The following is a 16069-nucleotide window of genomic DNA, read 5'->3' on the forward strand; positions in this document are numbered from 1 at the left end:
ATAGGGCCATGCAGCTAGCTACCGACAAGCTCTACGCCGAGGCGCTCCGTCGCTTCGGCGCCCTGCTGGAGCAGGCCAAGGCGGATCCGGGCATCCTCGAGCCCACCGCCATGAGCCTCGCCACCGTAGCGCCGGACGGCCGGCCCTCGGTGCGCATCGTGCTGCTCAAGGGCTTCGATGCCCAGGGCTTCGTGTTCTACACCAACAAGCAGAGCCACAAGGGCCGCCAGCTCATGGGCGAGCCGCGCGCCGCCCTGTGCTTCCACTGGCAGCCGCTCATGGCCCAGGTGCGCATCGAGGGCGAGGCCGAGGACGTCAGCGAGGCGGAGGCGGATGCCTACTGGGCCACCCGCAAGCGCATCAGCCAGGTGGGCGCCTGGGCCTCGCAGCAGTCCGAGGAGATGCCGGACAAGGACACCCTGCACCGCAACTACGCCGAGTACGAACGGAAGTTCGAGGGCAAGCCGGTGCCGCGCCCGCCCCACTGGTCGGGTTTCCGGGTGGTGCCGAACCTCATGGAGTTCTGGTCCTCCCGCGAAGGCCGGCTGCACGAGCGCGAACGCTACCTGCTCGGCGATTCCGGTTGGCGCCACACCTGGATGTATCCGTGAGCACCGCGCTGCGTCCGGCCACGCACCGGGTGTGCGTGGCGCCCATGATGGATTACACGGACCGCCACTTCCGCTATTTCATCCGCCTCATGAGCCGCCACACCCGGCTCTACACCGAGATGCTCACCACCGGCGCGCTGCTGCACGGCGACCCGCGCCGCTTCCTGGAATTCCACCCGGCGGAGCACCCGCTGGCGCTGCAGCTCGGCGGCAGCGAGCCGGATGCCCTTGCCGCGTGCGCGCGCCTCGCTGCGGACTACGGCTATGACGAGGTCAACCTCAACGCCGGCTGTCCGAGCGACCGGGTGCAGCAGGGCCGCTTCGGCGCCTGCCTCATGAACGAGCCCGGCCTGGTGAAGGAGTGCGTCACGGCCATGGCGGCCGCGAGCCCGCTGCCGGTGACGGTCAAGACCCGCATCGGGGTCGACCAGCGCGACAGCTACGAGGAGCTCGCGGACTTCGTCGGCGTGGTGGCGGAGGGCGGCTGCCGAGTCTTCATCATCCATGCCCGCAAGGCCTGGCTGAAGGGGCTCTCCCCCAAGGAGAACCGCGAGATCCCGCCGCTGCGCTATGACGTGGCGGAGCGGCTCAAGCGCGATTTCCCGGCCCTCACCGTAGTGGTGAACGGCGGCGTGCAGACCCTGGACGCCATGGAACGGCACTTGGGCGCCTTCGATGGCGTGATGGTGGGACGCGAGGCGGTGAGCAACCCCTACCTCTTCGCCGACGTGGACCGCCGCTTCTTCGATCCCGCGGCGGCAGTGCCATCCCGCACCGAGGTCCTGAACGCCTGGCTGCCGTATATCGCGGCGCAGTTGCAGGAAGGCGTGCCGCTGCAGCGCATGACCCGCCATGCCCTGGGCCTGTTCCACGGTTGCGCCGGCGCGCGCCAGTGGCGCCGTGCTTTGAGCGAAGAGGGGCACCGCGCCGGTGCCGGACTCACCGTGTTAAATGACGCACTCGCCTCGCTCAAGGCCGCCGCCTGAACGGATGAGGTAGAATGGTCCCGCGTTACGTCCTCTCCCCATGAAGAAGAAGCCCAGGCTGATGTTATCCAAGGCTCCCGTCCGACGCCGCAACAACCCCAAGACCCGCAAGCCGACGCTCGCCGAGCGGGCGGACCGCTATGCGCTCTACCAGCGCTCGGTGCAGGACGCGGATTGGGAGATCGGCTTCATGTCCGATACCTACAAGTCCATCCGCGGCCGCATCCCCAAGCGCCTGCGGGAGGACTTCTGCGCCAGCGCGCTGTTCGCCTGTGCCTGGGTCCAGAGCGCGCGGGACCGGGAGGCGGTGGGCATCGACCTCGACTCCACCGTGCTGGACTGGGGCCGCGAGCACAACGTCTCCCGCCTCAAGCCCTCCGAGACGGCCCGCTTGAAGCTCCTGCAGGAGGACGTGCTCACCACCCGCCCCGCCGCCGTGGACATCGTGGCGGCCTTCAACTTCAGCTACTGGATCTTCCGCGACCGCAAGACCCTCAAGCGCTACTTCCAGAACGTGCGCGCGGGCCTCAAGGGCGACGGCATCTTCATGCTGGATGCCTTCGGCGGCTATGACGCCTGCCGGGTATTGAAGGAGCGGGAGGAGATGGGCCGGTTCACCTATATATGGGACCAGGCCGCCTATGACCCCGTCACGGGGGACTTCACCTGCCACATCCACTACGCCTTCCCGGACGGGTCGCGCCTCAACAAGGCTTTCAGCTATTACTGGCGCCTGTGGACCCTGCCCGAGATACGGGAGATCCTGGCCGAGGCAGGCTTCGGCCGAGTCCAGGTCTACTGGCAGGGGACCGACCCCAAGACCGGGGAAGGCAGCGATGAGTTCACGCCGGTGGAACACGGCGACCCGGACCCGTCCTGGATAGCCTATATAGTGGCGGAGAAATGACCGGTCTTTGGGCTGGCCCGGGACCTCATATATTGGTAAATTGAGCCCACCGAAGGGGGGGGACCCAAGGCCCGCAGGGGCTTGCTCAGGCTATGAAGGAAACCAAACTCACCATCCTGTTCGCCGACGTCTGCGGCAGCACCAAGCTGTACGAGACGATGGGCGATGCCATCGCGCGGGACACCGTGGCGAAGTGCGTGTCCATCATGGACGAGGAGACCAAGCGCCAGTCCGGCCGGGTGGTGAAGACCATCGGCGACGAGGTGATGTCGGTGTTCGACGACCCGAACGCCGCCGCCGACGCCGCCAGCGGCATGCAGGAGCGCATCTCGGCGGGTCTCGTGGTGCAGGGCAAGAGCATCGCTATCCGCGTCGGCTTCCACTTCGGCCCGGTGATCGTCGAGGCCGACGGTGACGTCTACGGCGACGCGGTCAACACCGCGGCGCGCATGGCGGGGCAGGCCAAGCCCGGCCAGACCCTCACCACCTCCGCCACCATGGACAAGCTTTCGGACATCTGGAAGGCCTCCACCCGCCAGATCGACCGCGCGGCGGTGAAGGGCAAGAAGGACGAGATCGACATGATCGAGCTCCTGTGGCAGCGCGAGGACGTGACGCGCATGTCCACCTCCTTCAAGCCCACCGCGGAGACCACCAAGAAAGCCAGGCTGACGCTGCGCTACCGCGACCAGTCGGTCGAGGTGAACGATCTGCACTCGTCCGTGGTCATGGGCCGCGCCGACGAGAACGACCTCGTGGTCAAGAACACCCTGATCTCCCGCATGCACGCCCGCATCGAGCTGCGCAAGGGCAACTTCGTGCTGGTGGACCAGAGCATCAACGGCACCTACGTGCGCACCAGCTCCGGCGAGGAGCTGTTCGTGCGCCGCGACAACTATCCCATCAAGGGCAGCGGCATCATCGGGCTGGGGCAGCGCCTCGCTCCGGAATCGCCGGACGCGATCTCGTTCCAGAGCGAGGACTAGGCCGGGGTTTCTTCGCGTGCGACCGGCTTGGGGCCGGTCAGGACGTGGGGATGCCGAGGCTCTTTGCCACCTTCTGCAGTTCCATGAGGTGCGGGCTCGCAGGCCCTGCCACCGCCTTCTCCGAATCCATCTGCTGGCGCACCGCGCTCACGAGGCGCGGGTACATCAGGCTCTCGCGCGCCTGGGTCTGGCCGTCAGCGCCCAGGGTGGCCCAGTGCCGCGTGAAGTTCTGCAGGCTGCCGTCGGTCCAGTCGTTCGCTTCCATGAAGGTGCGCACCAGTTCCGGGCCGGGGTCCGGCGGCAGTGCTGGCACTGACGGTGCCTGGGCCGGGGCGGCCCCTGCAGCTGAGGCGGCATGGTTCGAGCGCTTGATCAGCAGCACCGTGCCGATGCCCGCCATGATCAGCACCACCGCGGTGATCCCGAGCAGCTTGGTGTTGAAGCGGGGGCGTGCGGCGGCGCGCTCGTTCTCGCGGTAGCTGAGCTGCACCTGCCCGCCGGTGACCGAGTCGATAAGCGACCGCCGCTGGCTGCGGTAGCTCTCCTGGCTCAGCTTGCCCGTCGCGTAGCGGCGCGCGAGGTCGCGGATCTGCGAGGACTTCACGGGTTGATGTCCCGCGCCACGCGGAAGCCCGTGAGCGGGTCAGCCGCGCCGCTGCTCGCGCGGCTGAGGCTGGTGGTGCACTGCGCCAGGGGATCCTGGTAGTCGCCGCCCATGGCTGCGGCGCCGCCGCCGGCGGCCACGAACTCCTGCACGTTGCCCACGTAGTTCATGAGGCCCCACGAGTTGGCCTTGCCGGTGCTGATGGAGACCAGCGACAGGCCCTTGATGACCTGTTCGCCCAGCGTCACGTGGCAGTTGAAGTCGCGGTTCGCGTCGCTGCCGCCGGTGCTGGCGGCGTATTGCCACTGCTCCTGGGTCGGGATGAAGTAGCGCATGCCGCTCTTCTGCGACAGCCAGGCCACGTAGGCTTTGGCGGTGGCGAAGGAGAGGTTGGTGGCCGGCATGTCGGCGCCGTCGCCCGAAGGCTGGCAGCCGCCGCCGCCCTTGCAGAAGGCATTGAGGTCGCCCACCGACACCTCGTACTTGCCGATCGCGAACGGCGCACTCTGGCCGCCGCCCGCCGGCACCACCACCAGGGTGGGGCCGCGCACGCCGCCGTCTAGCATGTCGAAGCATTCGGCGCGGCCCGACTTGCCGTAGCCGGCGAGGTCGGCGCTGCAGGGCTTGCTGCCGTTGGCGCTGCGTGCCGGCTGCTGCACGGTGCTGAACTTCTTGTTCTCGTTGAGCCAGCTCGCGTTGTCTGACCAGCGGCGGATTGCTTCCGCCAGATACTGCTGCGCCTGCGCGGTCTGGCCGGCCTGCATGTACTGCTGGTAGGCCACGAAGTACTGGTTCGCGTCGGCCTGGGCCTTCTGCAGGCTCTGGCCGAACTGCACCAGGTCCTGGTTGCCCGCTTCCTGCTGCTGGCCCTGGCTGTAGTAGTCCTGGGCCTTGCTCAGCAGGTTCGACTTCATGGCATCGCGGCCGAGGCCCGCGAACTTGGAAGGCCGCGCCGGCGGCGAGATCTTCAGGCCCTGGATCGTGGCGCTGTCAGGGAACGCGCTGCGGGCCGCGGTCCACAGGTCATAGGCGAGGCCCGCGTCCGTGTCCTTGAGGCCGTCGATGTGCTGCGCCAGGCGCTTCACCAGCGTGTCGGAGATGGTCGCCGACTCCTTGGGGAACTGCTTCTGCACGTCCGCGAGCTTGGTGCGCAGGTCGCCCATGCCGGAGGCCTGCAGGTTGTCCACCATGGCGAACAGGTCGCCCTTCGAGGCCTGCGCCGTGTAGTCGCCCTGCGCCTTCTTGAGGTCGTCCAGCGGAGCGTACTGCAGGCCGGTCTTGACCAGCTGCAGGGCGCCGCGGAAGTCGTTGCTGGCCGCGCGGCCGCGCGCCAGGTTCAGGTAGGCGAGCGCGTAGGCCTTGGGCGCGGTGTCGGTGAAGAACGCGTCGTTCGTCGGCAGCTGCGACTGCAGCGAAGCGTAGGTCTGCTTCGCGGCGTCCATCTGGCCGGCGTTCAACTGCGCCTGGAACTGGTTCTTCGAGGCGTCGATCTGCGCCACGCGCAGCCGTTCCACGCGCGCCTTCTCGAAGGCATCGCGCGCCTGCGCCAGCGACTGCTGTGCCGGTGTGAAGTCCGGCAGCTGCGGCGAGTACACCTGGCCGTTGGCGAGCAGGGTGTCGGCCGCGTCGAAGCGGTTCTGCTGGATCATCTGCTGCATCACCTTCACGTAGCTCTTGGCCACGTTGTCGCGCAGCTCCTGGTACCAGCTCATGTCGTTCGGCTGCAGCAGCGCGGTGGTCTCCTGGAAGGCGTTGAGCACCTGCCGGTCCCAGTCGCTGTCGTACTTGGCGCCGTTGAGCAGGTTCTGCATCAGGTCACGGTGCTGTTTCACCTGCGCGAGGCGCGCCTGCAGGTCGGCCGGCACGTAACCGCCCGCCACCTCGGCCTGGCTCAGGCTCTGCCGCTGCGCCAGGAGGTCAGGCAGCGCCAAGAGGTGCGAATAGGTGTAGAGCGTCTTCTCGGCGTCGTCCCAGCGCTTCTGCGCCGAGGCGGTGGCGAGCGCGGTGGCCAGCGCCGCCTTCAGCGGGTCGTTCATGCGCTGCAGCGTCGCGTCGCCCGGGTTGAGGTTGTGCAGCTTGTTCATGTCGTCGCGGATCTTCTCGAAGTCCCCGAGGGTCTTGAGGTTGGGTGCCGCGTCACGCAGCCTGCCCTGCAGCTGCGCGATGAGCTGGGCGTCCTGTTGATGCTTGAGCTCGCGCTTGACCGTGTCGCTCAAGTCCAGCAGCTGCGCGTCGCTGGAGGAGTAGTCCAGCGCCACCTTCAGCATGTCGTTGGCGCCGGCCCAGTCCTTCTCGTTGACTGCCTGCTGCACCATCTGGGCGTAGCGGTTGGTGAGGCGCGCGTCCTTGAGCATGATGCTGGTGGGGTCGGCCACGCGCAGCACCTTCACCACGTCGGTGACGTCATCGCCGTTGCTCGGCATGAGTTTGCCGCCGACCATCATGTTGTTGAAGCCGGTGGTGAGCTGGTTGATCAGCGCGCTCTTGCGGTCGGTCAGGTTCTGCTTGAAGTTGCCGAGTTCCGCGGAGTCGGGGTAGTAGACGTTCGCCTGCGCCACGATGTCGAGTGCCGCGGCGTAGTTGTACTGGCCTTTGGCCTCCGCAACGTCGGCTTCCGCCTGCGCCTCGAAGTACTTGATGATCTTGTCCTTGGCGTTGTCCAGGATCGCGCGCTGCGAGTCCTTGTCGTAGGTGCCCACCACCTTGAGGATGGCGGGGATGTCGACGTTGCCGGACTCGATCTGCGCCACCAGCTGGCTGTTGCGGCGCGCATGCACGTAGTTGACGATCGGGTAGTAGACCGCCGCCACCAGGATGATGGTTGCGGCGATGCCGCCGGCGACGAACTGCTTGGTGCGGCTCTTGCGCGGGCGCAGGTTGTCCCAGAACTCCTCCACCGTGAGCGTGCGGTCGTCACGCCGCAGTGCCAGCGCCTTGAACAGCGCCTTGTTCTGGCGGCTGGTGAGTTTCGCGACCGGCGCGGGCTTCAGCCCCTTCTCCAGCACCTTGGGCGCGGAGAGCTTGTTGAAGGGATGCTTGCCCGTGAGCAGCTCGTAGGCGACCGCGGCGAGAGCGTAGATGTCGTCGCGCGGATCCGGATCGATGCCCTCGAACATCTCGACGGTGGCGTAGGCGGGAGTCAGCGCGCCGAGCTGGCCCGGGTCGAACACCGTGGTCTCGCCCTGGGTGTCCTTGCGGGTCTTGGAGGCGCGGGCGATGCCGAAGTCCAGCAGCTTCACCGTGCCGTCCTTGGTGAGGAAGGCGTTGCCGGGCTTGAAGTCGGAGTGCACCAGCTGCTTCGAGTGTGCGTAGGCGAGGCCGTCGCACAGCTGCTTGATGATGTGCATGGCTTCCGGCACCGGCAGGCCGCCGGCGGGGAGATGCTTGATGTACTTGGCGAGCTCGTCGCCCTCCATCATCTCCATGGTCATGTACACGGTGCCGCCGTCGCGGTCGAAGTCGTACACCGTGGCGATGTTGGGGTGCGCGAGGCGCTGCGCCTTGCTCGACTCGCGCTGCAGCGCGATGAAGGACTCGGGGTGCTGCTTGAAGTCGCCGGTCAGGGTCTTGACCGCGATGTAGGGGTTCTTGTCCTTGGCCTCGACCTTGAGCAGGTCGCGCGCCTTGTACACCTTGCCCATGCCGCCTTCGCCGAGCACGTCCATCAGCTCGAAGCGCTCCTTGAGCACCGAGCCCGGTCCCAGGTTGTCGCCGCCGCCGCTGGCCTTGAGGCCGCTGCTGGTGCGCCAGCTGGTGCCGGTGGTCGGCTGGCCGCTGCGGCCGGCGGTCGGGTGGGAGTCCATCGCGAAGGGGTCCGACTCGTTGCCGCCGGTGATCTGGGTCTTGCTTCCGCTGCGCTGGGTGGCATCCTCGTTGCCGCCGCCGCGTGAGATCACGGTGCGGCCCTGGCCCGTGTCGGAGCGCACCGTCATGTTCGGATCCTCGCCGGCGGGCGCCTGCACCATGGTGCGGTCGCCGTCCGGCGCGGTCATGGTGCGGTCGGTGGCGGGACGGGTCTTCTCGCCGGTGAGCACGGTCTTCTCGCCGGCCTTCGCCTGGATCTGCGTCTTCTCGGCCTTCACGGTCTTGGCCGGCACCTCTTCGAGCTCGAACGGGAACTCGGCGGGCGCCGCCGGCGCCGCGGATTCGATGTGGGTGCGGATCGCGCGCACCACCGGTTCGGTGAGACCGGCAGCCTGCGCCTTGTCGAGGGTGGCGAGCAGCACGTTCTGGTCGAAACCGGGTTTCGAGAGGTGCTTGTCCAGCCAGGCGCGCAACGGCGCCAGGTTGCCTTTCCCCTTGATCACGTCGTTGAGCAGCTTTTCGAAATCAGTCACTGACCTTCTCCCGAGGCTTCGCGGCTCCCCTGGGATCCGCGGATGAAAACTTAGGTGAACCGGACGGCGATCGCGGTCACGTTGTCGCGAGCGCGGCGTTCCAGCGCGAGGTTGATGAGCTGGTCCACCGCCTGCTCGTTGCCGCCCAGCGTCTTGCCGATCTCGGCGTCGCTGAGTTCCTTGTACAGGCCGTCGCTGCACAGCACGTAGATGTCGTTGGGTTCGATGCTGAAGAGTTCCACGTCCACGAACAGCCCCGGCATGGCGCCGACGGCGCGGGTGATGCGGTTCGCCTGCGGGTGGCTCACAGCCTCGTCACGGGACATGAGCCCGCTCGAGACGAGATCCTCCACCATGGCATGGTCCTGGGTGAGCCGTTCCACTTTCTTGCCGCGGACCCGGTACACACGGCTGTCGCCGGCCCATAGGCACGCGGCATGGCGGCCGCGGGCGAGCAGGGCGACGGCGGTGCTGCCGATGGTGCGCTGGTGCTGGTTCACGGCGAGCGCGAGCAGCCGGCGGTTGGCTTCCAGCAGCTTGTCCTCGGCGGTGTCGACCATCGCGCTCAGGCTGCCGTTCCCGGGCATCTGGGTCATGCACTCGACCACGGTCTGGCTCGCGACGTCGCCGGCGGCGTGGCCGCCCATGCCGTCGGCCACCACCCACACGCCGAGGTCGGGGCGGTGCAGGTAGGAATCCTCGTTGTTCTTGCGCACCGCGCCGACGTGGCTGATGGCACGTGAATTCCACTGGATGGATCGGGATTCGCTCATGCTTTTCCGCCCCTCTGCGGGTTCCCCTGGCAGGCCTGAAACCGCCTCCGGAACCCCGTCCGGAAGCCGCTGGAAACACATGTTACATAACTGATTCGGCCCTGTCCCGGTCGCAGTGTAGCGTGCCGAGAGCGACCTTTTTAAAGGCCAAGTAACAACGCAATAAGACCATATTACATATGTTGCAAACCCCCTACTGAGACGCTATCTTGTGGGCCGGGGCGGTCTGTCGGAATAGGGTCATGACAGCCCGGGTTTTAAGAGGGCTGGATGTGCACCCGCCGCTGCGCGTCCAAGGGGAACAACGTGCAAAAAATTAAGGGCTTATGATGCAGGCCAAGCAGTCAGCGCGGACCCGTATTCGGTTCTGTTCCGTCGTCGCCGGTGTCACCGCAACGTTCATCGCGCAAGCCGCGCCGCCGCCGCTGCCGCCCCCGTTGCCGCCGCCGCTTCCGGCCGCCGCGCAGCCGGGTGGCGCGCAGCCGGTGATGCCGCCGCCGACCATCCCGATCCCCGAGACCAACCTCGATCTTTCCGTGCCGCCCGTGTACGAGCGCCCGCTCGGTGCCGAAGAAGGCGAGCGCGTGTTCGTGAAGCGCTTCGTCATCACCGGCGTGGTGGGTGACCGCAAGGCCGGCATCAGCCCCGAGGACATCCAGGCAGCCGTGGATCAGGTGTTCGCCTCGCTGCAGCAGATCGTCGAGCAGCAGCGCCTCACCAAGCAGAACCTCGAGCAGCAGGGGCCGGAAGGCTTCACGCCCGAGGAGCAGGACAAGATCATCAAGTTCATGCAGGGTGCGGTGAAGACCCAGTCGCCCGATGATCAGCAGAAGGCGTACCAGGCCTTCATCCAGCAGCTCATGCTGGAGCGCCTGCAGCGCCTGCAGGGCCTCACCATCGGCCAGCTGCAGAAGGTCGCCGACGCCGTCACCCAGTACTACCACGACAAGGGCTACTTCCTCGCGCGCGCGGTGATCCCGGCGCAGGAGATCAAGGACGGCGTGGTCAACATCCGCGTGCTCGAGGGCCGCCTCGAGAAGGTGCAGACCGCGGGCAACAAGCAGTACTCCGAGGAGACGCTGGCGAAGCCCTTCAAGCCGCTGCTCGGCGAGCTCGTCACCATCGACCGCACCGAGAACGCGCTGCTCACGCTCACCAAGTATCCGGGCCTGTCCGCCGCCGGCGTGTTCCGCCCCGGCGACGAGGTCGGCACCACCGACATCGTGGTGAACGTGCAGAACGAGCGCCGCTTCGACGGCAGCTTCCGCCTCGACAACTCCGGAACCGAGTTCACGGGACGCGACCGCGCCATCGCGACCCTCAACGTCAACGACATCACCGGCGACGCGGACCTGCTCTCCATCGCCGCGTTGAAGACCTTCGGCGGCAGCGCCACCACCACCGGCACCGGAGCCGCCGCCAAGACCAACCCGAAGGGCAGCTCGACCTACGGCGACTTGCGCTACGAGCGCCCGGTGTACGACGCCTACAACAAGTGGGCGGCGGACATCAGCCGCAACAACTTCAGCGTCGGCAATGTCCCCGGCATCGGCGGCATATCCAAGATCGCGACACTCTCGGAGGAGCACGACTTCTTCCGCTCGCGCACCAGCAACCTGATCGGCACGGTGGATCTGAGCCGCAAGCGCGCAGACACCACCAACAGCCTCGTCACGATTGGGTCATTCGGTGATGTCACCGCCCGCGATGACCTTGCAGTGCTGGGCGCCCAACTCAGCTATGACTCTATCAATACCGGCACCAACACCATTTCGACCGTCACGGCGCGCCTGGAGCATGGCCTGGATGGTCAGCTGGGTGTGCCGAACGATTCGTTTGTCATCGACCAATCCGGCAAGTCGATCCCTCCTCGGAGCCGTAAGGGCGCGAGCGGCCTGCCCAACGTGCCGAGCTTCAACAAGGTCTCGCTGAACTACCAGTTGTACAAGAACCTGCCCAACACGCAGGGTCTCCTGTTCCGCTTCAGCGGTCAGTACTCCAAGGACCTCCTGTCGTCCCTCGAGCAGTTCGTGATGGGCGGCCCGGACAACGTGCGCGCCGCGCCCACCTCCCAGTTCCTGGTGGACAACGGCATCTTCAGCTCCCTCGAGTACAGCGTCAGTGCACCGGGCTTCGCGGACAAGCATGCCTTCGGCAGCTACACCTGGGGCCAGATGCTGCGCTTCCGCGTGTTCGTGGACGCCGCGCGCGGCTACGACAACGATTCCAGCGACAAGGTAAACCGCAAGTACCTGGCGGGCAGCGGCGTGGGCTTGACGTTCACCGTCCCGGGCACCATGACCGCGAACCTGCAGTGGGCGCGCCTCAACGGCGGCGCTCGCCCGGGTGCGGCCAATAACCCGAACGCCATCAGCAAGTCATCCCAGACTTGGCTGGACGTGACGTTCAATTTCTAAGGCCCTTCCGGGAATGCCCCGCGCCCAGCGCGGGTCTAGCCGGGAGGGAAGGTGAGGGGTCCGCGCCGGAGCGGGGCCGTCGGTCGCCGACTGGCGGCGGGGTGTTATGTCGCCCGGCTGCTAGAATTTATTGACATAAGCCGCCTAAAGAGCGGCACGGTGGAGTTCCGGTGTTCCTATATATATGGAATAGGCGAGGCGCGACGATGAAGCAGCTGCATGGGATGCCCACGAGACGGGCTGGGGACAAGGGGTTCAAGGCCATCACGCGCACGGCGGCATGGGCGCTTACCGCGACCCTTGCGTTCGCCGTCATGCAGGCGCAAGCCACCCCGCGCGGTGGTCAGGTGGTCGCGGGCCACGGCAGCATCAGCCATCCCAGCCAGAACGTCACGGTCATCAATCAGAAGTCCAACAGCCTCGTCGTCAACTGGAGCAGCTTCAACATCGGCAGCGGCCAGACGGTCCAGTTCGTGCAGCCCAGCGCCTCCTCGGCCGCACTGAACCAGATCTTCGACCAGAACCCGACCCAGATCTTCGGCAGCCTCATCTCCAACGGCCAGGTGTTCCTGGTCAACCCGAACGGCATCTATTTCAGCCGCGACGCCTACGTGAACACCGGCGCGCTGTTCGCCAGCAGCCTCGGCATCTCCAACTCCGACTTCATGGCCGGCAAGCTCGACTTCTCCGCCCCCGCGGGGCAGGACGGCGGCGCGGTCATCAACCATGGCACGCTGATCGCGGCGCAGGGCGGTTCCGTCACCCTCATCGGCGGCAGCGTCTATAACGACGGCGTCATCGCCGCCAACCTCGGCCAGGTGGACCTCGTCGCCGGCCATGCGGTGACGGTGGACTTCGACGGCGACGGCCTCATGTCCTTCGAGGTCACCCAGCCCGTCATGCACAAGATGCTGGACGCCGAGAGCGGCGCGGCCGTGACCAACGCCGGCACTATCCAGGCCGATGGCGGCGCGGTCATCATGACCGCCAGCGTCGCGCGCAACGTATTCGCCCAGGCGGTGAACAACAGCGGCGTGATCGAGGCCACCGGCGTGCAGGAGCATAACGGCGGCGTGTACCTCGCCGGTCCGGACCTCGGCGGCGAAGACTTCACCGGCAACGGCCGTGATTCTTCCGGTGATTCCGCGCCTGTCGAGCACTCCGGCAGCGTGATGCTGAGCGGGCAGGGCGGCGACGTGGTCAGCAGCGGCAGCATCGATGCCTCTTCCCAGCGCGGCGATGGCGGCTACGTGGAGCTGCACTCCGACGGCATGACCCTGCTGGACGGCGGCAGCATCGACGTGAGCGGCGGCCAGGGCAGCGGCGGCGAAGTGCGCATCCTCGGCGACCTGGTGGGCCTGTTCGGCTCCACCAGCGTGGATGCCTCCGGCTACACCGGCGGCGGCACCGTCATGGTCGGCGGCGACTACCACGGCGGCAATGCCGCCATCCAGAATGCCTCCCAGGCCTTCATCGGCCAGGATGTCAGCATCGATGCCGACGCCATCGACTCCGGCAACGGCGGCAAGGTGGTGATCTGGTCCGACGACCACACCCAGTACTTCGGGAACATCAGCTCACGCGGCGGCAGGAACGGTGGCGACGGCGGCTTCGTGGAAGTCTCCGGCCTGCATGGGCTCGACTACATGGGCCGCACCGACCTGCGCGCCTCCCATGGCGATATCGGCCTGCTGCTGCTCGATCCGACCAACATCACGATCAACAATACCGACAGCGGCACGAGCGCCAGCGGTGGCAATCCCAATGTATTCAGCGGCTCCGGTGCTACCGGCTCAATTAATGTCGCGACGCTGACAGCAGCGTTGGGTACCGCTGATGTGCAGATTACTACTGCATCGGCCGGCGGCAGCGCAGGCACGATCACGGTGTCGAACAACGTGTCGTGGAGCGCGAATACTTCTCTTACGCTGACTGCTAATAGCACCATTTCCGTCGGTGCGACGATTGCCAATAGTGGATCGGGTTCAATCAATCTCAATGCTGGTGGCAATATCACCATCACCGGCAGTCTTCAGACGACCTCGGGCAGCATCAATGTCACGTCAGGAGGTGCCACAGGCATAAGTCTGACTAGCTCCGCTACCGCAAATATTCTGACGACCTCTGGCAGCATCAATCTGACTGCCTCTGCAGGATCAATCTTGGACACGAATACCGATGGTGGCGATGTTGCAAACATCATCACCACTAGCGGTCCTGTTACCTTTACGTCTGCGGGCAGCGTGGGTAATCCCGCTGGCAACGATATGGACATTTCGGGTGTCTCTAACCTGACATTGTCCGCGGTTACGGGCGTATCGGTTACCAATGATTCAACCTATACGACCTTAAATCTCTCGCTCGATCCGACGAGTGGTGGCAATACATACACGTTCACCGGTCAGACCAATACCATCACCATCTTGGACGGTGGCAGCAATCTGACCTTGTCGAGCATCACGGGCACTACCACGGCCCTCAGCGTTACGGATACTGGCACTACGTCGAGTATCCAAATCGCGGACGGCGGCATCAGCGTCGGCACGGGCAACGTGACCCTGACCGCCAACAGCGGCAGCATCACGGATAACACCGCGGGCGCCACCACTGCCAACATCACCAACACCGGCAGCATCTCGCTGAACGCCAGCACCAACATCGGCACCGGCGCTGAGGCCCTGGACCTCGCCAATACCGTCGGCACCGTCACCGCCACCTCCACGGGCGGTGTGATCAACCTGGCTTCCACCGGCAACCTGACCTTCGGCGCCGTGTCCGCCACCGGCAACGTGACGCTGGCCTCCAACGCCAGCATCACCACCACCAGCACAGTGACTTCCGGCGCTACCGCCACCATCAACGTGGACGCCAACAACAACAGCGTCGAGAGCCTGACCCTGGGCGGCGTGGTCTCCGGTACCACCATCTCCATGAACGGCGGCACCGACCTCAACGACACCCTGGTCGCCCCCAACACCGTCAATACCTGGAACATCACCAGCGGCAACGCCGGCACTTTGAACGGCGAGGGCTTCACCAAGTTCGTGAACCTCACCGGCGGCAGCGCCGTGGATACCTTCAACATCTCCGCCGGCGCCTTCGTGCAGGGCGCCACCGGCATCGACGGCGGCGGCGGGTCCGACATCATCAACGGCCCCAACAGCGCCCTGACCTGGAACATCACCGGCAACAACGCCGGTAACCTGACCACGGCAACCACCACCAACTTCACCAGCGTGGAGAACTTAGCTGGCGGCTCCGCGGCGGATGCCTTCGTGTTCAGCAACGGCGTCGCTGTGACCTCCATCGACGGCGGTGGCGGCTCCGACACCCTGAATTTCTCCGCCTATAACACCAATCTGACGGTGACCCTCACCGGCACCGGTGCCACCGACGGCTTCAATGGCACCACCGCCGGCACCCCGAACCCCATCAGCGGCGGCAGCTTCAGCAACATCGATGTGATCACCTCCGGCAGTGGTGCCGCCGACGTGCTCGTCGGCAACAATGCCAATGCCAACTGGAACCTGAACGCCACGCGCACCTACGTGGATATCGCCACCGGCAACACCCTGACCTTCAGCGCCTTCGAGACGCTGACCGGCGGTACCCAGAACGACACCTTCAACGTCAACACGTCCCAGACCCGCAACCTGAACGGCGGTCTGGGCAACGACAGCTTCGTCTTCGCCGACGGCGTGACCCTGACGGGCAGCATCGACGGCCAGGGCGGCACCGACACCCTGGACCTCAGCGCCTACACCACGGCTTTGACCTTCATCCTGTCCACCGGCAACGTGAATGGCAGCACGGATCCGCTCACCGGCACCTTCAGCAACATGGATACGCTGACCGGCGGCGCCGGTGGCAATACCTTCACCATCGATGCCAACACCACCGTTAACCTCAACGGCGGCTCCAGCACCGACAGCTTCGTGTTCGGCGACGCGGTGGTGCTGACCGGCAGCATCGACGGCAAGGGTGGCTCAGATACCCTGAACCTCAGCGGCTACACCACCAACCTGGGCGTGACCCTCACCGCCGCCGGCGGCACCGACGGTTTCAACGGCACTACCAGTGGTACGCCGAACCCGCTTACCGGCACGTTCAGCAACATCGACGTGGTCACCGCCGGCAGCGGCAGCGATACGCTGACCGGTCTGTCCAGTGCTGCCACCTGGGCCTTGGGCGCATCCACTACTTACACTGACAACGGCAGCGGCAACGTCGTCACCTTCAGCGGCTTCCAGAACCTGACCTCAGGCGGCGGCAGCGATACCTTCAATATCACCGCCAACAACACCCTGAACCTCAACGGCGGTGCAGGCAGCGACAGCTTCGTGTTCAGCGACGGCGTGACCCTGACCGGCAGCATCACTGGCGGCGGCGGTGTCAACGACACCCTGGACCTCAGCGCCTACACCACGGCGTTGACGTTCATCCTGTCG

9 protein-coding genes are annotated in these 16069 nt (G+C 66.0%); 6 read left to right on the plus strand and 3 right to left on the minus strand.

All coding sequences use genetic code 11. From position 1 onward, the window contains the following. Positions 1-8 precede the first annotated feature (8 nt). From pdxH to VF651_09445, 4 genes are all read left to right on the plus strand, one after another. Positions 9-611, plus strand: coding sequence for a pyridoxamine 5'-phosphate oxidase (pdxH, locus tag VF651_09430; protein HEX7965926.1), 603 nt, complete (start codon positions 9-11; stop codon positions 609-611). Next, a complete protein-coding gene (gene dusA, locus VF651_09435) occupies positions 608-1597 on the plus strand; it encodes a tRNA dihydrouridine(20/20a) synthase DusA (protein ID HEX7965927.1) in 990 nt (329 codons plus the stop codon). The genes pdxH and dusA overlap by 4 nt, the downstream gene beginning before the upstream one ends. Positions 1598-1637: 40 nt before the next feature. Continuing rightward, positions 1638-2504 (plus strand): class I SAM-dependent methyltransferase, encoded by an 867-nt coding sequence (locus VF651_09440; GenBank protein HEX7965928.1) that lies wholly within the window; start codon positions 1638-1640, stop codon positions 2502-2504. Between the two features lie 92 nt (positions 2505-2596). Next, the gene (locus tag VF651_09445) at positions 2597-3490 is read left to right on the plus strand and encodes an adenylate/guanylate cyclase domain-containing protein (protein HEX7965929.1); all 894 of its coding nucleotides are present in this window, start codon (positions 2597-2599) and stop codon (positions 3488-3490) included. Between the two features lie 37 nt (positions 3491-3527). Here the strand turns inward: VF651_09445 and VF651_09450 are convergent, their stop codons facing one another. The 3 genes from VF651_09450 to VF651_09460 are packed head-to-tail and all read right to left on the minus strand — an operon-like array spanning position 3528 to position 9204. Then, the gene (locus VF651_09450) at positions 3528-4094 is read right to left on the minus strand and encodes a hypothetical protein (protein ID HEX7965930.1); all 567 of its coding nucleotides are present in this window, start codon (positions 4092-4094) and stop codon (positions 3528-3530) included. Further along, complete coding sequence (locus VF651_09455) at positions 4091-8431, minus strand: protein kinase (GenBank protein HEX7965931.1); 4341 nt, start codon at positions 8429-8431, stop codon at positions 4091-4093. Before VF651_09455 ends, VF651_09450 begins: the two co-directional genes overlap by 4 nt. Before the next feature lie 50 nt (positions 8432-8481). Further along, positions 8482-9204, minus strand: coding sequence for a protein phosphatase 2C domain-containing protein (locus tag VF651_09460; GenBank protein ID HEX7965932.1), 723 nt, complete (start codon positions 9202-9204; stop codon positions 8482-8484). A gap of 329 nt (positions 9205-9533) precedes the next feature. On the opposite strand from VF651_09460, the gene VF651_09465 reads away from it, so the two are divergent. Further along, a complete protein-coding gene (locus VF651_09465) occupies positions 9534-11621 on the plus strand; it encodes a ShlB/FhaC/HecB family hemolysin secretion/activation protein (protein HEX7965933.1) in 2088 nt (695 codons plus the stop codon). 206 nt (positions 11622-11827) lie between these two features. Further along, positions 11828-16069, plus strand: a 4242-nt coding sequence (locus tag VF651_09470; GenBank protein HEX7965934.1) for a filamentous hemagglutinin N-terminal domain-containing protein, incomplete at its 3' end; no start/stop codon positions are given.

This window comes from Gammaproteobacteria bacterium, assembly GCA_036383255.1.
GTDB lineage: Bacteria > Pseudomonadota > Gammaproteobacteria > Natronospirales > REEB76 > DASUBN01.